Source organism: Pseudomonas lini (genome assembly GCF_001042905.1).
Classification (GTDB): Bacteria; Pseudomonadota; Gammaproteobacteria; order Pseudomonadales; family Pseudomonadaceae; genus Aquipseudomonas; species Aquipseudomonas lini.
The window spans coordinates 487,167-503,430 of record NZ_JYLB01000006.1 but is presented as its reverse complement, the minus strand read 5'-3'; the positions used below and the strand labels follow the sequence as shown (position 1 = coordinate 503,430).

Below are 16,264 nucleotides of genomic sequence, written 5' to 3'. Positions count from 1 at the left end.
TTACAACCATCGCCGTTGCCACTCCGCCTCGAACCACTTGCCGCCTGCGCTGTTCGAGCAACAGGCGGCTTAATACTCCTACGCGATGGTTTAAAAAAACTGAACCACTACAGGCTTGCCCGCGAAGGCGTCAGACCAGACACCAAAGAATCCACCGGTTGTACCCCGGAGAATCGCAATGACTGACACCGCAATGTCCCCCACCGAATTCGAAGCGGCCCTGCGCGCCAAGGGCGCCTACTACCATATATATCACCCGTATCACGTGGCGATGTATGAAGGCCGGGCGACCCGCGAACAGATCCAGGGCTGGGTCGCCAACCGTTTCTATTACCAGGTGAACATCCCGCTCAAGGACGCCGCTATCCTGGCCAACTGCCCGGACCGCGAGATTCGTCGCGAGTGGATTCAGCGCCTGCTGGACCACGACGGCGCCCCCGGCGAAGAGGGCGGCATCGAAGCCTGGCTACGCCTCGGCCAAGCGGTCGGCCTCGACCCGGATCAACTGCGCTCTCAGGAACTGGTGCTGCCTGGCGTGCGTTTCGCCGTCGACGCCTACGTCAACTTCGCCCGCAGGGCCCGTTGGCAAGAAGCCGCCAGCAGTTCGCTGACCGAGCTGTTCGCGCCGCAAATCCATCAATCACGCCTCGACAGTTGGCCGCAGCATTACCCGTGGATCGACCCGACCGGTTACGAATATTTTCGCACGCGTCTGGGTCAGGCTCGCCGGGATGTGGAGCATGGTCTGGCAATCACTTTGCAGCACTACACTACGCGGGAAGGCCAGGAGCGCATGCTGGAAATTCTCCAGTTCAAACTGGACATTCTTTGGAGCATGCTCGATGCCATGAGCATGGCCTACGAACTGAACCGCCCGCCCTACCACAGCGTGACCGAACAGCGGGTCTGGCATAAAGGAATCACCTTATGAGTTTCGATCGCAGCAAAACCCCGACATGGCGCACCGGCTACCGCTTCCAGTACGAACCGGCGCAAAAAGGCCATGTGCTGCTCTACCCGGAAGGCATGATCAAACTCAACGACAGCGCCGCGCTGATTGGCGGTTTGATTGATGGTCAGCGGGATGTCGCGGCGATCATCGCCGAACTGGGCGCGCGGTTCCCCGACGTGCCTGAGCTCGGTGACGACATCGAGCAATTCATGGAGGTCGCCCGTGCTCAGCACTGGATCGAACTTGCCTGACTCCGTGTCAGACAAGTTACCGCCCAAGCACGAAATCGGCCTGCCACTGTGGTTGCTGGCCGAGCTGACGTATCGCTGTCCGCTGCAATGTCCATACTGCTCCAATCCGCTGGATTTCGCCGAGCAAGGCAAAGAGTTGTCCACTGAACAGTGGATCAAAGTCTTTCGCGAAGCCCGGGAAATGGGCGCGGCGCAGCTGGGTTTTTCCGGCGGTGAGCCGCTGGTGCGTCAAGACCTAGCCGAACTGATCGCCGAGGCGCGCAAGCTGGGTTTCTACACCAACCTGATCACTTCCGGCATCGGTCTCACCGAGCAGAAAATCAGCGACTTCAAGAAGGCCGGTCTGGACCACATCCAGATCAGTTTTCAGGCCAGCGACGAGCAAGTGAATAACCTGCTGGCCGGTTCAAAAAAGGCCTTCGCGCAAAAGCTCGAAATGGCTCGCGCGGTGAAGGCTCACGGCTACCCGATGGTGCTGAACTTCGTCACCCATCGGCACAACATCGACAAGATCGACCGGATCATTGAGCTGTGCATCGCCCTTGAAGCGGACTTCGTCGAACTCGCAACATGCCAGTTCTACGGCTGGGCCCAGCTCAATCGGGTTGGCCTGCTGCCGACCAAAGAACAATTGGTTCGCGCCGAACGCATCACCAACGAATACCGCGCAAAACTTGAAGCTGAAGGGCATCCATGCAAGCTGATTTTCGTTACACCTGACTATTACGAAGAACGCCCGAAAGCCTGCATGAATGGCTGGGGCAGTATTTTTCTGACCGTTACACCCGACGGAACCGCCCTGCCTTGTCATGGTGCCCGACAGATGCCGGTGCAATTTCCCAACGTGCGCGACCACAGCATGCAGCACATCTGGTACGACTCGTTCGGCTTCAACCGCTTTCGCGGCTACGACTGGATGCCCGAGCCGTGCCGCTCCTGCGACGAGAAAGAAAAGGACTTCGGCGGCTGCCGCTGTCAGGCGTTCATGCTCACGGGTGACGCGAGCAACGCCGACCCGGTGTGCAGCAAGTCGGAACATCACGGCGTGATTCTCAAGGCCCGCGAAGAGGCCGAACACGCGACCCAGACCATTGAACAACTGGCCTTTCGCAATGAACGAAATTCACGCCTCATCGCCAAAAGCTGAACCCTTAAGCGCCGCCAGGGCTGTCGCGGCTGGCATCGACTTCGCCGAGTTACAAGTCGGCAAGCATGGCCTGTTCTGGAACGAATACCGGCCCGAGGATGCTGCCTGCCGGATCTGGCAGTGGCGCGACGGCCAGGCTCATTGCCTGACGCTGTCCACCTTCAGTGTGCGCAGCCGGGTGTACGAATATGGCGGCGGCGCGTTTTGTCTGACCGATGACGGGTTTGTTTTCGTCAACGAGGCCGATCAGCAGTTGTACCGGCAATCACTGACGGGTGAGGCGCCTGAGGTGCTGACTTCGAGTGAATGCCGCTACGGCGATTTGCACTTCGCCAGCGGACAAGTGCTGGCGGTGGAAGAGAACCGTGATCGACATCGCCTGGTGGCTATCGATCTGGCTGACGGACAACGCCATCTGCTAGCCGAAGGCGCCGACTTCTACGCGGCACCGATCGTGAGTCCTGACGGTCGACGTCTGGCCTGGGTCGAGTGGAATCGCCCGGATCAGCCCTGGACCGCTACTCGCCTGATGGTTGCCGAGCGCCAGAGCGATCACACCTTTGCGCAACCGCGCTGTGTGGCCGGCGACAGTGCTCAGGAGTCACTGCAACAACCACGATTCGATGACAGCGGCCGTCTGTTTTGTCTGACGGATCGCGGCGGGTTCTGGCAGCCGTGGGTGGAGTCAGGCAACGGTCTGAGCCCACTCCCGAGTGCTGCCGCCGACCATGGACCGGCGCCTTGGCAACTGGGTGGTTGCACTTGGTTGCCGTTGAGCGAAGACACTTATCTGGCGAGTTGGACCGAAGGTGGTTTTGGTCGACTGGGGCTTTGTCATGGCGATGGTTCCCGTGACGATTTCACTGGCGACTACAGCCGTTTCCGCCATCTCGCACAGGATGAACAGTTCATCTACTGCATCGCCGCTTCGCCGATCAGTTCGGCGGCGGTGATTGCCATTGACCGCCAGACCCGGCAGATGAAGACACTCGCTGGCGGTATCGCACCGCTGCCCGCCGAACAGATCAGCCGCCCGCAAACCCTGCGCTATCCAAGCGGTTCGGGCGAGGCCCACGGTTTCTTTTACCCGGCGATGACCGGCGACACAAAACCGCCGTTGGTGGTGTTCATTCACGGCGGCCCGACTTCGGCCTGTTACCCGATGCTCGACCCGAGGATCCAGTATTGGGCGCAGCGCGGCTTCGCCGTGGCCGATCTCAACTACCGAGGTAGCAGCGGTTATGGCCGCGCTTATCGCCAGGCGCTGCATTTGAGCTGGGGCGATGTGGATGTTGAAGATGCCTGTGCGGTGGTGGTCTACCTCGCCGATCGGGGGCTGATCGATGGCGACAAGGCGTTTATCCGTGGAGGCAGCGCCGGTGGCTACACCACGTTGTGCGCACTGGCCTTTCACAAAGTCTTCCGTGCGGGCGCCAGCCTGTATGGCGTCAGCGACCCCGTTGCGCTAGGCCGCGCTACGCACAAGTTCGAAGGTGATTATCTGGATTGGTTGATCGGCGACCCGGTGCAGGACGCCGAACGCTACGCCGCGCGCACGCCATTGCTGCACGCGAACAACATCAGCGTTCCGGTGATTTTCTTTCAGGGTGAACTGGACGCCGTGGTAGTGCCGCAACAGACCCGTGACATGGTCACTGCGCTACAGGACAACGGCATTCTGGTCGAAGCGCATTACTACGCCGACGAACGCCACGGCTTTCGCAAGGCCGGCAATCAGGCCCATGCGCTGGAGCAGGAGTGGTTGTTTTATCGAAGGGTGATGGCGCTCGCGGGCTGAAACCGCGTCGCGCCCTTCGCGGGCAAGCCTCGCTCCTACGGGTATTGTGTTATCCCTGTAGGAGCGAGGCTTGCCCGCGAATGCTATTTACCTGACGCCGTGAATGTCAGCGCTTGGCGATGATGTACACCGCATGCACGATTCCTGGAATGTAACCGCACAACGTCAGCAGAATGTTCAGCCAGAATGCTCCAGCGAAACCGACTTGCAGAAACACACCCAGTGGCGGCAACAGAATGGCGATGATGATTCGAATAAAGTCCATGGGGTAGCTCCTGATTGAAGTTGGCTCTTGTGAAACCATACAGCTAATCGACCTGTACCGTTCATCAGGGTTCAGTACGAATTCATCTCATACCCGACACGGAAAACCTGCTGCATACCTTCAGCCTCAATGAGCTGAGTGCTTTTCTGCGGACAAAAGAAAACCCCGCCGAAGCGGGGCTTTGCAGACTGTTTCCCTGACATCCATTTCACTCCGCCATCCTGGCAGAATCCTACGTGTCCGTGTTGTTGCTTTGCGCTTCCTGCGCGACGTCCATGTGAAGTAGATTAGCTCTGGATCCAATCTTCGCCTATGGGAAAACAGCAGCACGTTATGTAAGAGAAAGCTTACATAACGTTAAAGGGTCAGAATTGTCCTGCGTCCAGCAGGAACAGCGATTCGCTGCCCGCCTTAACCGACGCACTCAACGAGTGAATACGCGGCAGCAGACGGGCGAAATAGAACCGCGCCGTACCGAGTTTGCTCGCGTAGAAATCGTCCTGCGCTTCTTTACCGAAGGCTGCCTTGGCCATCAGTGCCCACATGTAGGCATAGGCCATGTAGCCGAATGCTTGCAGATACTCGACCGACGCCGCGCCGATCTCGTTCGGGTTGTTTTTTGCCCGATCCAGCAACCACGCGGTCAGTTCGTCGAGGGTGTCCACCGCATCATTCAGCGGCTGGGTGAACTCCGCCAGGTCAGCATTGGCTGTCGCGGTGAAATGACGAATCTCGTCAGCGAACAGTTTGTAGAACGCCCCGCCGCTACCAACGATTTTGCGTCCGACCAGGTCCAGCGCCTGAATACCGTTGGTGCCTTCGTAGATCTGAGTAATCCGTACATCACGAACCAGTTGCTCCTGGCCCCACTCACGGATGTAGCCGTGACCGCCAAAAACCTGCTGACCGTGAACCGTGGTTTCCAGACCCAGATCGGTCAGGAAGGCCTTGGCCACCGGGGTCAGCAAAGCCACCAAATCTTCCGCGCGTTTGCGGGTGGTGGCGTCTTCGCTGAACTTGGCGGTGTCTAGCTGCATCGCCACGTAAGTGGAGAAGGCACGGCCGCCTTCGTTCGAGGCTTTCATGGTCAGCAGCATGCGACGCACGTCCGGGTGAACGATGATCGGGTCAGCCACTTTGTCCTTGTTCTGCGCGCCGGTCGGCGATCGGCTTTGCAGACGGTCGCGAGCGTATTCGATAGCGTTCTGGTACGAGCGCTCGCCAGTGGCCAGGCCCTGGATACCGACGCCCAGACGCTCGTAGTTCATCATGGTGAACATCGCCGCCAGGCCTTTGTTCGGCTCGCCGACCAGGTAACCTACGGCTTCGTCGAAGTTCATCACGCAGGTTGCGGATGCCTGGATTCCCATCTTGTGTTCGATCGAACCACAATTTGCCGGGTTGCGCGCGCCCAGGCTGCCATCGGCATTGACCATGAACTTGGGCACCAGGAACAGCGAAATACCTTTCGGCCCCGCCGGTGCGTCCGGCAGTTTGGCCAGTACCAGGTGGATGATGTTCTCGGTCAGGTCGTGTTCACCGCCGGTGATGAAGATTTTGGTGCCGCTGACTTTGTAGGAACCGTCGGCCTGAGGCTCGGCCTTGGTGCGGATAATCCCCAGGTCAGTACCGGCGTGCGGCTCGGTCAGGCACATGGAGCCGGCCCAGACACCGGCGTACATGTTCGGCAGGTACGCGGCTTTCAGCTCTTCGCTGGCGTGGGCGTTGATCGACAGGCAAGCGCCGGCGGTCAGCATCGGGTACAGACCGAACGACAGGCTCGCGGAGTTGACCATTTCTTCGACCTGCGCCGAAACCGCTTTGGGCATGCCCATGCCGCCGTAGGTCGGATCACCACCGACACCGACCCAACCGCCTTCAGCGTAAGTCTGATAAGCCTGTGGGAAACCTGCCGGGGTGGTGACGGCACCGTCAGCCCAGTGGCAACCTTCTTCGTCGGCTGCACGGCTCAGCGGCGCAATGCTTTTGCTGGTGACCTTGCCGGCTTCTTCGAGAATGGCTTCAACCGTTTCCGCATCGACGGTCTCGGCCAGCGCAGGCAGTTCGGCCCAGAGTTTGGCGACCTCGAAAACTTCATTGAGGACGAAGCGCATATCGCGCAGGGGCGCTTTGTAGTCAGCCATGGCAAACCTCGCAAGATCTAAACAGGTGGTTCGTAGAATAGTGATTTCGTTGTGTCCGAGTGTACCTCAACAACTTTTACGACACATAGGGTCAACTCATGACTGTTCTGTTATTTTTAGTCACCAGCTTTTCAGCTGAGATGTTCTCGCCTGCCAGAACGCATTCGCGGGCAAGCCTCGCTCCTACAGGTCGTGTTGCACGCATTTCACGTGAACGACATAGAACCGTAGGAGCGAGGCTTGCCCGCGAAGCTTTTCAAATATTCGTCAGAGCGCAAACAACTCCGCCGGCAGCTTCATCAGGCAATCGCTGCCCGCCTCGATGGCCGCCCGATGAGCGGCGGTGCGCGGCAGTAAACGCTTGAAATAGAACTCACTGGTCGCCAATTTACCCTGGCAGTAATCGCCATCACCGCTGCCCGCCTCCAACTGCGCCTGAGCCACCAACGCCATGCGTAGCCACAGGTAGCCGAGGATGATGTAGCCGCTGTACATCAGGTAATCCACCGAGGCGGCGCCGACCTCATCCGGATTTTTCATCGCGGCCATGCCGATCTTGGTGGTCAACTCGCCCCACTGCTGATTCAGACCATTGAGCTGCGCCACATAGCTGCCGAGTTGCGGATGCTCAGCGTTCGCCGCACAGAACTTGTGGACGATCTTGGTGAAGCCCCGCAGCAGTTTTCCCTGACTGCCAAGGACTTTGCGCCCAAGCAAGTCGAGCGCCTGAATGCCGTTGGTGCCTTCGTAGATCGGCGCGATCCGGCAGTCGCGAACCAACTGCTCCATGCCCCACTCACGAATGAAACCGTGACCACCAAATACCTGCATGCCGAGGTTGGTCACCTCCAGCCCGGTGTCGGTCATGAAGGCTTTGCAGATCGGCGTCAGGAATGCCAACAGGTCTTCTGCATCCTGACGCGCCGTTTCATCCGGGCTCAGATGAGCGACGTCCAGCAACTGCGCGGTGAAATAAGTCAGCGCCCGGTTACCTTCGTTGAAGGCCTTCATGGTCAGCAACATCCTGCGCACATCGGGATGAACGATGATCGGATCGGCGACTTTTTCTGGTGCTTTCGGGCCGGTCAGCGAGCGCATTTGCAGGCGGTCGTTGGCGTATTTGATCGCGCCCTGGAAACTTGCCTCACCCAGACACAGACCTTGCATACCGGTGCCGAGCCGCGCGTGGTTCATCATGGTGAACATGCAGTTCAGGCCCTTGTTCGGCTCACCGATCAAGAACCCCTTCGCGTCGTCGAAATTCAGGACACAGGTGGCCGAGGCCTTGATGCCCATTTTGTGCTCGATCGAACCGCAGGAAACGCCATTGCGCTCGCCCGCCTCGCCCTCGGCATTGGGTAGGAATTTGGGAACGATAAACAGCGAAATGCCCTTGGTACCGGCAGGCGCGTCCGGCAGTTTGGCCAATACCAGATGAATGATGTTGTCACTCATGTCGTGCTCGCCGGCGGAGATAAAGATCTTGCTGCCGGAGATCGCGTAACTGCCATCGGCCTGAGGCACGGCGCGGGTCTTGATGATGCCCAGATCGGTGCCGCAATGGGCTTCGGTCAGGCACATCGTGCCGGTCCATTGGCCGGCAGTGAGCTTGCTCAGGTAGGTTTGTTTCTGTTCTTCGGTCCCATGGGCGTGAATCGCCGACATCGCACCGTGAGTCAAGCCGGGGTACATGCCCCAGGAGGTATTGCTGGAACCGACCATTTCGCTGATGACCAGCCCCAAAGAACTGGGCAAACCCTGGCCGCCATAAGCCGGATCCGCCGCCAGACCATGCCAGCCGCCTTCAACGTATTGCGCGAAAGCCTGCTTGAAACCTGTAGGCGTTGTGACCACGCCGTTGTCGAAATGGCAGCCTTCTTCATCGCCGCTGCGGTTCAGCGGGGCGAGAATGTTCTCACAGAATTTCGCGCCTTCTTCAAGGATCGCATTGATCATGTCCGGGCTGGCATCGGTAGCACCCAGCGCGGCGTAGTTGCTGTGAAAATCGAAGACGTGGTCGATCAGAAAGCGCATATCGCGCAGAGGAGCTTTGTACTCGGGCATGGTCATTTCTCCGGCAGCAGATTGCTCAAACCTACTGCCGCCCACCACGCCTCACAATCACAGTCCAGACGCTGAATGCGCCATCATCACTCAACCCGCAGCGGCGTCCATGCGAACCGCGCCACGACGGTTCTGACCGAAAGCCATCACACAGTTTCGCCCCGCGCCTTTGGCGCTGTAGAGCGCCTGGTCAGCGGATTTGAGCACTTCTTCCGGCGTGCGCTGTTCCAGTCGCTCGGCGACGCCGATGCTGACCGTGACCGATACGCTCGAGGCGCCTGAACCCGCGCGGCGCTGGCGTCCCTGCTGGTCATCCTGGGGACGGTTATCCTGATTGCGCAGCTGGATGTTGTAGGTGGCGATGGATTCGCGGATGACCTCCAGGTGTGGCATGCACTCTTCGAGGGTTTTACCTGCGAACACCAGAGCAAATTCTTCACCGCCGTAGCGATAGGCCCTACCGCCTCCGCTGATTTTCGACAGCTTGCTGGCGACCAGTCGCAACACTTGGTCGCCGACATCGTGACCGTGGGTGTCGTTGAATTTCTTGAAGTGATCGACGTCGCCCATGGCCAGCACGTAATTGCGCCCCAGCCGTTGCATGCGTTCGTTCAGGGCGCGGCGACCCGGCAGACCGGTGAGCTCATCGCGGAAGGCCATCTGATAGGCCTCATGGGCAACCGCCGCCGCAATCATCAACATCACCTGGCTGCACATGATGTTCAGGGTGAAGGGCAGGATGAAGGTTTTCGGCAACATCCAGAACAATCCCAACAGTCCCACCAACTGCGCAGCATGCAAGGGTCTCGGGTTGCGCCAGTATTGCCAGGCCAGTAACAGGAACGAGGCAATGAATACCGGGTAGGACAACTGAATCAGGCTCATCCACGTACCATGCAAAGCTGGCCAGCGGATCTCCGAGAGCCACATCAGCAGCGCCTGTGGGTAACTTTGTTCCAGCCCCAGCGCCACGCTGCCGAACGCCAGCAACACGGCGAAGCGCGCCACCATGTCCTGGAACAGATGGGTGCGCTCTTGCCAGGCGGCGAACAAACCAAATAGCAACGGCAGCAAAAAACAGCACAGATGGAAGACTACGGCGGCGTCTTCGCGAACTTTGCCGTTATCGCGGTAGTAATCGGTCTGAGTGTCGAGCAGGAAGTAGGCGATGTACACCGTGACCATCAGAAACAGTTCACGCTGGCGTCGGTAAACCGCGCAATACGCCCCGCCGAGCAACAGCACCAGAGTAGGCAGCACGTTGAACAGCGAAGTGAAGAAAACGTTGAGATCCTTGACGTAGGCAGCCGCAAGCCCCGCAAGCAACAACAGCAGCGATGGCAAAAAATGACTGAAACGTACAGCGGAAGAACGCGGCAAGGGTAAAGCTCCGACCCGGCAAAGATGGCATTGTGCCTGCATTTGGAACAGCTAAGCACGTGCAATGTGACGTGTGTCACATCGCCATCCTCTTTAACGGCAGCAACGGCGTTCTTCTTAGCGTTTTAGTCAGGAATATTTACAGGCGCAGCCCGTTTGCCTCAGACACAAAAAAGCCGCTGCTCCCGAGGAAGCAGCGGCTTTGTGAAGGACTGCGTAGGGCTTAGTAACCCAGTGCGAAGTCTTCTTCTTTCATGTCCATCAGGTTGTTGGCTCCCGACAGCATGGTTACAACGTGAGTGCGGGTACGCGGCAGGATACGCTGGAAGTAGAAGCGCGCAGTCTGCAGCTTGGCGGTGTAGAACGCCTCTTCGGTGGTGCCGGCAGCCAGTTTCTCGGCAGCCAGACGCGCCATGTCAGCCCAGAAGTAGGCGAGGCAGGCGTAACCGGAGTACATCAGGTAGTCCACCGACGCGGCGCCAACTTCTTCGCGGTCTTTCATGGCGGCCATACCGACCTTCATGGTCAGCTCGCCCCATTCTTTGTTCAGCGCAGCCAATGGCTCGACGAACTCTTTGACCGCGTCATTGCCTTCGTTGGTCTGGCAGAACTTGTGGACGATCTTGGTGAAGCCTTTGAGCGCTTCGCCTTGAGTCATCAGCACTTTACGGCCCAGCAGATCGAGTGCCTGGATACCGGTGGTGCCTTCGTACAGCATCGAAATGCGGCTGTCGCGAACGTTCTGCTCCATGCCCCACTCGGCGATGAAGCCGTGGCCGCCATAGATCTGCACGCCGTGGTTAGCAGATTCGAAACCGACTTCAGTCATGAAGGCTTTAGCGATCGGAGTCATGAAGGCCAGCAGTGCGTCGGCTTTCTTCTTCTCTTCTTCGTCCACGCCGTATTTAACGATGTCGACTTGCTTGGCGGTGAAGTAAACCATCGCACGGTTGCCTTCGGCGAATGCCTTCATGGTCAACAGCATGCGGCGTACATCAGGGTGAACGATGATCGGGTCAGCGGCTTTGTCCGGCGCTTTCGGGCCAGTCAGGGAACGCATTTGCAGGCGATCGCGAGCGTATTTCAGACCGCCCTGGAAGCCGATTTCGGCGTGAGCCAGACCTTGCAGCGCGGTACCCAGACGTGCGGTGTTCATAAAGGTGAACATGCAGTTCAGGCCTTTGTTCGCCGGGCCGATCAGGTAACCGGTGGCCGCGTCGAAGTTCATCACGCAGGTGGCGTTACCGTGGATGCCCATCTTGTGTTCCAGGGAACCGCAGGTCACAGCGTTGCGTTCGCCGATCGAGCCGTCTGCGTTTGGCAGGAATTTCGGAACGATGAACAGGGAAATGCCTTTGGTGCCGGCCGGTGCATCCGGCAGACGTGCCAGAACGATGTGGACGATGTTGTCGGCCATGTCGTGTTCGCCGGCCGAGATGAAGATCTTGGTGCCGGACACTTTGTAGGAACCGTCAGCCTGAGGCTCGGCCTTGGTGCGCAGCATGCCCAGGTCGGTGCCGCAGTGCGGTTCGGTCAGGCACATAGTGCCGGTCCATTCGCCGGAAACCAGTTTGGTCAGGTATGCATCTTGCTGCTCAGGCGTACCGTGTTCGGAAATGGTGTTCATCGCGCCATGGGACAGGCCTGGGTACATGCCCCACGACCAGTTGGCTTCGCCAACCATTTCGCTGACAGCCAGACCCAGAGACTCAGGCAGGCCTTGGCCGCCGTGCTCTATGTCGTGAGCCAGGCTTGGCCAGCCACCTTCAACGAATTGCTTGTAGGCTTCTTTGAAACCGGTCGGGGTTTTAACGCCAGACTCGCTCCAGGTGCAGCCTTCGGTGTCACCCACGCGGTTCAGCGGAGCCAGCACCTGCTCACAAAACTTGGCGCCTTCTTCGAGAATGGCGTCAACCATGTCCGGAGTTGCGTCTGCACAAGCCGGAAGGCTCTGATAGTGCGCTTCGTAGCCGAGCAGTTCGTCACGAACGAAGCGAATATCACGCAAGGGGGCCTTGTAGTCAGGCATAGCGATAAACCTCTGCTGATGTAACCGGGAATGAACGACCGCATTGATTTGTTGTGACGGTCAAACAGTTGTTTGAAACATACGTTTACGCCCAATTCTTGTCAAGCGCCGATCTTTTGCCGTTCGTCATCGCGCCATGACAATCTCGGCCACGCAGCTGCGTGGCCGCCGTTGATTGAACAACACGCCATGTAGGAGAGATTAGTTGAGGCAGAAGGACTTACGCAGAAAAACGCCGCGAACAGGCGCGGCGTTGGAGTAGCGGATTCAGCGAGGGATCAGGCGAACGTATCGATCAGCGTGCCAAGCATTTCATCGGATGCCTTGGCGACTTTGACGCCCAGTTCCACCTGGAACTTGCCTTGGGACATCTCGACCATGTTGCTGGCCAGATCCGATTGCTGGCTGCGGTCTACCGAACGCAGACGATCGACCTGAACCTCGGAGGATTGACTGGTGACCGAACGCTCGATGGTGTTGTTGGCGATCTGACCCGAAGCCTGATCGACACGGTTCTGCCCTGTCTGAATAGTGCTCAGACCGGCATAAAAAGCGGTGTTTCCTGAGATTTCCATGGGGGAACTCGTCCGACAAAGGATCAACTGCGGCCATTGAACCAGACACGCCGACAAAAGGCCCGACAAAAACACTAATGGCACAGTGCCTTGTCATAGGTAAAACCCACGTTGAAATTTCAGTCCAGCAGATCCAGCTGCAGGTGCTCGGCTACCGCGTCGGCTGTCACCGATTTGAGTTTCGGCACCCTCCCCAGACACGGCGCGGGAATGCGCTCGGCCAGCGTCGCGAGGTTCTCTTCCAGACGCGAAGTCTTCGGATCGATGATGTTGGCCACCCACCCTGCCAACTGCAAACCATCCCGTGCGATCGCCTCGGCTGTCAGCAGTGCATGATTGATGCAACCCAGCCGCACGCCGACCACCAGGATCACCGGCAGACCCAGCGCCATGGCCAGGTCCGACAGATTGTCCTGATCCGCCAATGGCACTCGCCAGCCGCCAGCGCCTTCGATCAAGGTGAAGTCCGCCTGCATATCGAGAATCTGCCGCATCGGGGTCAACAGGGATTGCACGGTCAACGCCACGCCAGCCTCCCGGGCCGCCAGATGCGGTGCAATCGCCGGTTCGAACGCGACCGGATTGACCTGATCGTAGGTCAACGGTATCGAGCACTCGGCCAACAGCGCCAGCGCATCTGCGTTGCGCAAACCCTTGGGCGTCAGGTCGCAACCGGAGGCCACCGGCTTGCCTGCCGCCGTGCTCAAACCCGCTAATCGCGCGGCATGCAGCAAACCTGCGGCGACGGTGGTCTTGCCGACATCGGTGTCAGTACCGGTGATGAAATAGGCTGCGCTCATAAGGGTTTCTCCAACACGGCGTAAACCACTTGATAAGTCGCCGGCAGTCCCTGTGCCTGACGATACTGCTCGTAAGCCTCGATCAGGCCGAGGATCCGCGCCCTGCCGGTCAAACCGCCCGGCCGGCCGGGGTTCAGGTTGTGCGCCCCAAGTGCCTTGAGCTCATGGGTCAGGCTGCGGACATCGGGGTAATGCAACACATGCGGCTGCGTTTCGAGGCTGACGACCTTCAAGCCGCTGCCCGCGCAAAGCTGTTGGTAAACACCGAACTCGCGGAAGCGGTTGACGTGCACCATGCCATCCACCTGACGCCAGCTGTCGCGCAATTCGTACAGAGTGCCTACACACAGACTAGCAAACGCGAAAATTCCGCCCGGTTTCAGTACCCGATACGCTTCATTGAGCACCGAGGCGAAATCCGCGCACCATTGCACCGCCAGGCTGGAGAAGACCAGGTCGCAGGTAGAGTCCTGCAACGGCAAGCGCTCCGCATCGCCCGCGATGAAATGAGTCGCGCCGCCCAAGGGACGGGCGTGATTGAGCATGCCTTCTGCGATGTCCAACGCCACGCCAGCGCTCGCAGCAAATTTCTCCGCCAAGGCTCGGCTGAAATACCCGGTGCCGCAGCCCATATCCAGCCAACGAGCAGGGACAAAATCTTCCGGCAACCGACGTAACAATTCGCTGCCCACGTCGCGCTGTAATTCGGCCACGCTGTCGTAGCTCGCCGCCGCACGGGAAAAGGACGCCGCCACCTGGCGTTTGTCGGGCAAGCCGCCGGGCAGGTTGGGAAGGGATAAATCAGTCATCACCGAACTCATGCAAAAAGGCCTGAATCGCCCCCGCCACTCCGTGAGGGTCCTCCAGAAGAAACGCGTGACTGGCCTGTTCAATCAGACCGATTTCGACATCCGGCAGCAATGCCAGCAAGTCCCCCGCCGCTTCGGCCGGGACCAGCCCGTCGAGGCCGGCGAACAAGTGCAATTGCGGGCCGCGAAACGCTTGCAACGCTTGCCGGGTATCCAGTTGGGCAAGCAACTCCAGGCCGCTCATCAGCGCCGGCGAAGAGGTATGCGGTGCGCCAGCGAGCAACAGTCGCGACATCCCGCGCGGGTCTTCGGCACCTTGGGCGCACAGCAGCGAAAAACGTTTCAACGTCATGCGCGAGTCAGCCTTGCAGCCGGCCAGAAACGCATCGAAGGTTTCGCCGGGCATCGCGCTCGGCCACTGCTCATGGGCGACAAAAGAAGGGTTACTCGCCAGGGTCACCAGCCCGCAGCAGCGGTCACCGCGTCGCCCCGCCAACTCGGACGCCAGCATGCCGCCCAACGACCAGCCACCGAGCCAGGCATCCTGTGGCAACGTTGAGTCCAACTCATCGAGCCATTCTTCAAGGTCGCTCGATTCCAGTTCCGGCAATGGCTCGATCTCGACACGCAGACGCTCATCCAAACCCTGCAAGGCGGCTGCCAAGGGTTCCAGCGGCGAAATCCCGAGACCCCAACCCGGCAGCAGAATCAGACGATCACGCATGGCTTGGCTCCGGTCCCAGTTGTTGAAAACAATCGGCCAGTCCATTTAACAATAGCTGTACCTGCGCCTCGCTGTGAGCGGCGGTCAGGGTTACGCGCAAACGTGCGCTGCCCGCGGGCACAGTCGGTGGACGAATCGCAGTCACCATCAGTCCGCGTTCGCGCAGCATCTGCGACAGTCGAACCGCACGCCCGGCGTCGCCGATCATGATCGGCTGGATCGGCGTGAAGCTGTCCATCAACTCCAGGCCAATCTGTTCGGCACCTTGGCGGAACTGGCGAATCAGCGTCTGCAGATGCTCACGTCGCCAGTGTTCGCTACGCAACAGCTCCAGGCTTTTCAGTGTCGCGCAGGCCAGCGCTGGCGGTTGGCTGGTGGTGTAGATGTAAGGACGAGCGAACTGGATCAGACTTTCGATCAGCTCTTCACTGCCGGCGACAAACGCACCGGCCGTACCGAAAGCCTTGCCGAGGGTACCGACCAACACGGGTACGTCTTCCTGACTCAGACCGAAATGCTCGACGATCCCGCCGCCATTGACACCCAGCGGACCAAAACCGTGAGCGTCATCGACCATCAGCCACGCGCCTTTGGCCTTGGCTTCCCGCGCCAGCGCCGGCAGGTCGGCGATGTCGCCGTCCATGCTGAACACGCCATCGGTGACCACCAGCGTATTGCCGGTGGCCTTCTCAAGACGCTTGGCCAGACTGGCCGCGTCGTTATGCAGATAACGATTGAAACGCGCACCGGACAACAACCCTGCATCCAGCAACGACGCATGATTGAGACGGTCTTCCAACACCGTATCGCCCTGCCCGACCAGCGCGGTGACTGCGCCGAGGTTGGCCATGTAACCGGTGGTGAACAGCAACGCTCGCGGACGGCCGGTGAACTCGGCGAGGGCTTCTTCCAGTGCGTGATGCGGGCCGCTGTGGCCGATCACCAGATGCGAAGCGCCACCGCCCACGCCCCAACGCGACGCGCCGGCGCGCCAGGCTTCGATCACTTGCGGGTGATTGGCCAGGCCCAGGTAATCGTTGTTACAGAACGCCAGCAACGGCTGACCATCGACCACCACTTCCGGGCCTTGCGGGCTTTCGAGCAATGGGCGCTGGCGATAAAGGTTTTCGGCACGACGGGCAGCAAGGCGCGCGCTGAGATCGAAAGACATGCATGCCTCGAAGGTCAGATGTGGGGAGCTGTCCTGACTTGTCTGGAGACCGAGTCACGGCCATCGCGGGCAAGCCACGCTCCCACAGGTTGAGCGCGGTTAATGTGGGAGCGGGCTTGCTCGCGAAAGCAGTGTGACATTCAACATTGATGTCG

The 16,264-nt window shown here is 59.4% G+C and carries 15 protein-coding genes; 5 read left to right on the top strand and 10 right to left on the bottom strand.

Annotated features, from left to right (window positions below):
- From TU81_RS30605 to TU81_RS20460, 5 genes are all read left to right on the top strand, one after another.
- Nucleotides 1-186 (top strand): hypothetical protein (locus tag TU81_RS30605; protein ID WP_204369460.1); only part of this gene is annotated, 186 nt, incomplete at its 5' end.
- Complete coding sequence (gene pqqC, locus TU81_RS20475; RefSeq protein ID WP_048396408.1) at nt 179-931, top strand: pyrroloquinoline-quinone synthase PqqC; 753 nt, start codon at nt 179-181, stop codon at nt 929-931. The genes TU81_RS30605 and pqqC, both read left to right, overlap by 8 nt.
- On the top strand, nt 928-1,203 hold the full coding sequence (gene pqqD / locus TU81_RS20470; protein WP_048396407.1) for a pyrroloquinoline quinone biosynthesis peptide chaperone PqqD: 276 nt from the start codon (nt 928-930) through the stop codon (nt 1,201-1,203). Before pqqC ends, pqqD begins: the two co-directional genes overlap by 4 nt.
- A gap of 4 nt (nt 1,204-1,207) precedes the next feature.
- Complete coding sequence (gene pqqE / locus TU81_RS20465; RefSeq protein ID WP_162232630.1) at nt 1,208-2,350, top strand: pyrroloquinoline quinone biosynthesis protein PqqE; 1,143 nt, start codon at nt 1,208-1,210, stop codon at nt 2,348-2,350.
- On the top strand, nt 2,316-4,148 hold the full coding sequence (locus TU81_RS20460) for a S9 family peptidase (RefSeq protein WP_048396405.1): 1,833 nt from the start codon (nt 2,316-2,318) through the stop codon (nt 4,146-4,148). Before pqqE ends, TU81_RS20460 begins: the two co-directional genes overlap by 35 nt.
- Nucleotides 4,149-4,254: 106 nt before the next feature.
- Here TU81_RS20460 and TU81_RS29735 read toward each other — a convergent pair whose 3' ends face one another.
- The 10 genes from TU81_RS29735 to bioF all read right to left on the bottom strand — a co-directional run bounded on the left by TU81_RS29735 (nt 4,255) and on the right by bioF (nt 16,109).
- Nucleotides 4,255-4,413, bottom strand: coding sequence for a YqaE/Pmp3 family membrane protein (locus tag TU81_RS29735; protein ID WP_007904205.1), 159 nt, complete (start codon nt 4,411-4,413; stop codon nt 4,255-4,257).
- 365 nt (nt 4,414-4,778) lie between these two features.
- The gene (locus tag TU81_RS20450) at nt 4,779-6,557 is read right to left on the bottom strand and encodes an acyl-CoA dehydrogenase C-terminal domain-containing protein (RefSeq protein ID WP_038981197.1); all 1,779 of its coding nucleotides are present in this window, start codon (nt 6,555-6,557) and stop codon (nt 4,779-4,781) included.
- 267 nt (nt 6,558-6,824) lie between these two features.
- Nucleotides 6,825-8,621 (bottom strand): acyl-CoA dehydrogenase C-terminal domain-containing protein, encoded by a 1,797-nt coding sequence (locus tag TU81_RS20445; protein ID WP_048396404.1) that lies wholly within the window; start codon nt 8,619-8,621, stop codon nt 6,825-6,827.
- A gap of 90 nt (nt 8,622-8,711) precedes the next feature.
- Nucleotides 8,712-10,001: a GGDEF domain-containing protein gene (locus TU81_RS20440; protein ID WP_048396403.1), complete on the bottom strand. Its 1,290-nt coding sequence runs from the start codon at nt 9,999-10,001 to the stop codon at nt 8,712-8,714.
- A 223-nt stretch (nt 10,002-10,224) separates the two neighbouring features.
- Nucleotides 10,225-12,030: a phenylacyl-CoA dehydrogenase gene (locus TU81_RS20435; protein ID WP_048396402.1), complete on the bottom strand. Its 1,806-nt coding sequence runs from the start codon at nt 12,028-12,030 to the stop codon at nt 10,225-10,227.
- Between the two features lie 278 nt (nt 12,031-12,308).
- The gene (locus TU81_RS20430) at nt 12,309-12,605 is read right to left on the bottom strand and encodes a hypothetical protein (RefSeq protein WP_008076394.1); all 297 of its coding nucleotides are present in this window, start codon (nt 12,603-12,605) and stop codon (nt 12,309-12,311) included.
- 119 nt (nt 12,606-12,724) lie between these two features.
- On the bottom strand, nt 12,725-13,405 hold the full coding sequence (bioD, locus tag TU81_RS20425; protein ID WP_038981192.1) for a dethiobiotin synthase: 681 nt from the start codon (nt 13,403-13,405) through the stop codon (nt 12,725-12,727).
- Nucleotides 13,402-14,214, bottom strand: a complete 813-nt coding sequence (gene bioC, locus TU81_RS20420) for a malonyl-ACP O-methyltransferase BioC (RefSeq protein WP_048396401.1) — start codon at nt 14,212-14,214, stop codon at nt 13,402-13,404. Before bioC ends, bioD begins: the two co-directional genes overlap by 4 nt.
- On the bottom strand, nt 14,207-14,938 hold the full coding sequence (locus TU81_RS20415; protein ID WP_048396400.1) for an alpha/beta fold hydrolase: 732 nt from the start codon (nt 14,936-14,938) through the stop codon (nt 14,207-14,209). Before TU81_RS20415 ends, bioC begins: the two co-directional genes overlap by 8 nt.
- On the bottom strand, nt 14,931-16,109 hold the full coding sequence (gene bioF, locus TU81_RS20410; RefSeq protein ID WP_048396399.1) for an 8-amino-7-oxononanoate synthase: 1,179 nt from the start codon (nt 16,107-16,109) through the stop codon (nt 14,931-14,933). The genes TU81_RS20415 and bioF overlap by 8 nt, the downstream gene beginning before the upstream one ends.
- Nucleotides 16,110-16,264 lie beyond the last annotated feature (155 nt).

Bases quoted from the DNA above. Each gene is read 5' to 3' on its own strand.
- pqqC (WP_048396408.1), top strand. From the start codon at position 179: ATGACTGACACCGCAATGTCCCCCACCGAATTCGAAGCGGCCCTGCGC.
- pqqD (WP_048396407.1), top strand. From the start codon at position 928: ATGAGTTTCGATCGCAGCAAAACCCCGACATGGCGCACCGGCTACCGC.
- TU81_RS20460 (WP_048396405.1), top strand. From the start codon at position 2,316: ATGAACGAAATTCACGCCTCATCGCCAAAAGCTGAACCCTTAAGCGCC.
- TU81_RS29735 (WP_007904205.1), bottom strand. From the start codon at position 4,413: ATGGACTTTATTCGAATCATCATCGCCATTCTGTTGCCGCCACTGGGT.
- TU81_RS20450 (WP_038981197.1), bottom strand. From the start codon at position 6,557: ATGGCTGACTACAAAGCGCCCCTGCGCGATATGCGCTTCGTCCTCAAT.
- TU81_RS20445 (WP_048396404.1), bottom strand. From the start codon at position 8,621: ATGCCCGAGTACAAAGCTCCTCTGCGCGATATGCGCTTTCTGATCGAC.
- TU81_RS20435 (WP_048396402.1), bottom strand. From the start codon at position 12,030: ATGCCTGACTACAAGGCCCCCTTGCGTGATATTCGCTTCGTTCGTGAC.
- TU81_RS20430 (WP_008076394.1), bottom strand. From the start codon at position 12,605: ATGGAAATCTCAGGAAACACCGCTTTTTATGCCGGTCTGAGCACTATT.
- bioD (WP_038981192.1), bottom strand. From the start codon at position 13,405: ATGAGCGCAGCCTATTTCATCACCGGTACTGACACCGATGTCGGCAAG.
- bioC (WP_048396401.1), bottom strand. From the start codon at position 14,214: ATGACTGATTTATCCCTTCCCAACCTGCCCGGCGGCTTGCCCGACAAA.
- TU81_RS20415 (WP_048396400.1), bottom strand. From the start codon at position 14,938: ATGCGTGATCGTCTGATTCTGCTGCCGGGTTGGGGTCTCGGGATTTCG.
- bioF (WP_048396399.1), bottom strand. From the start codon at position 16,109: ATGTCTTTCGATCTCAGCGCGCGCCTTGCTGCCCGTCGTGCCGAAAAC.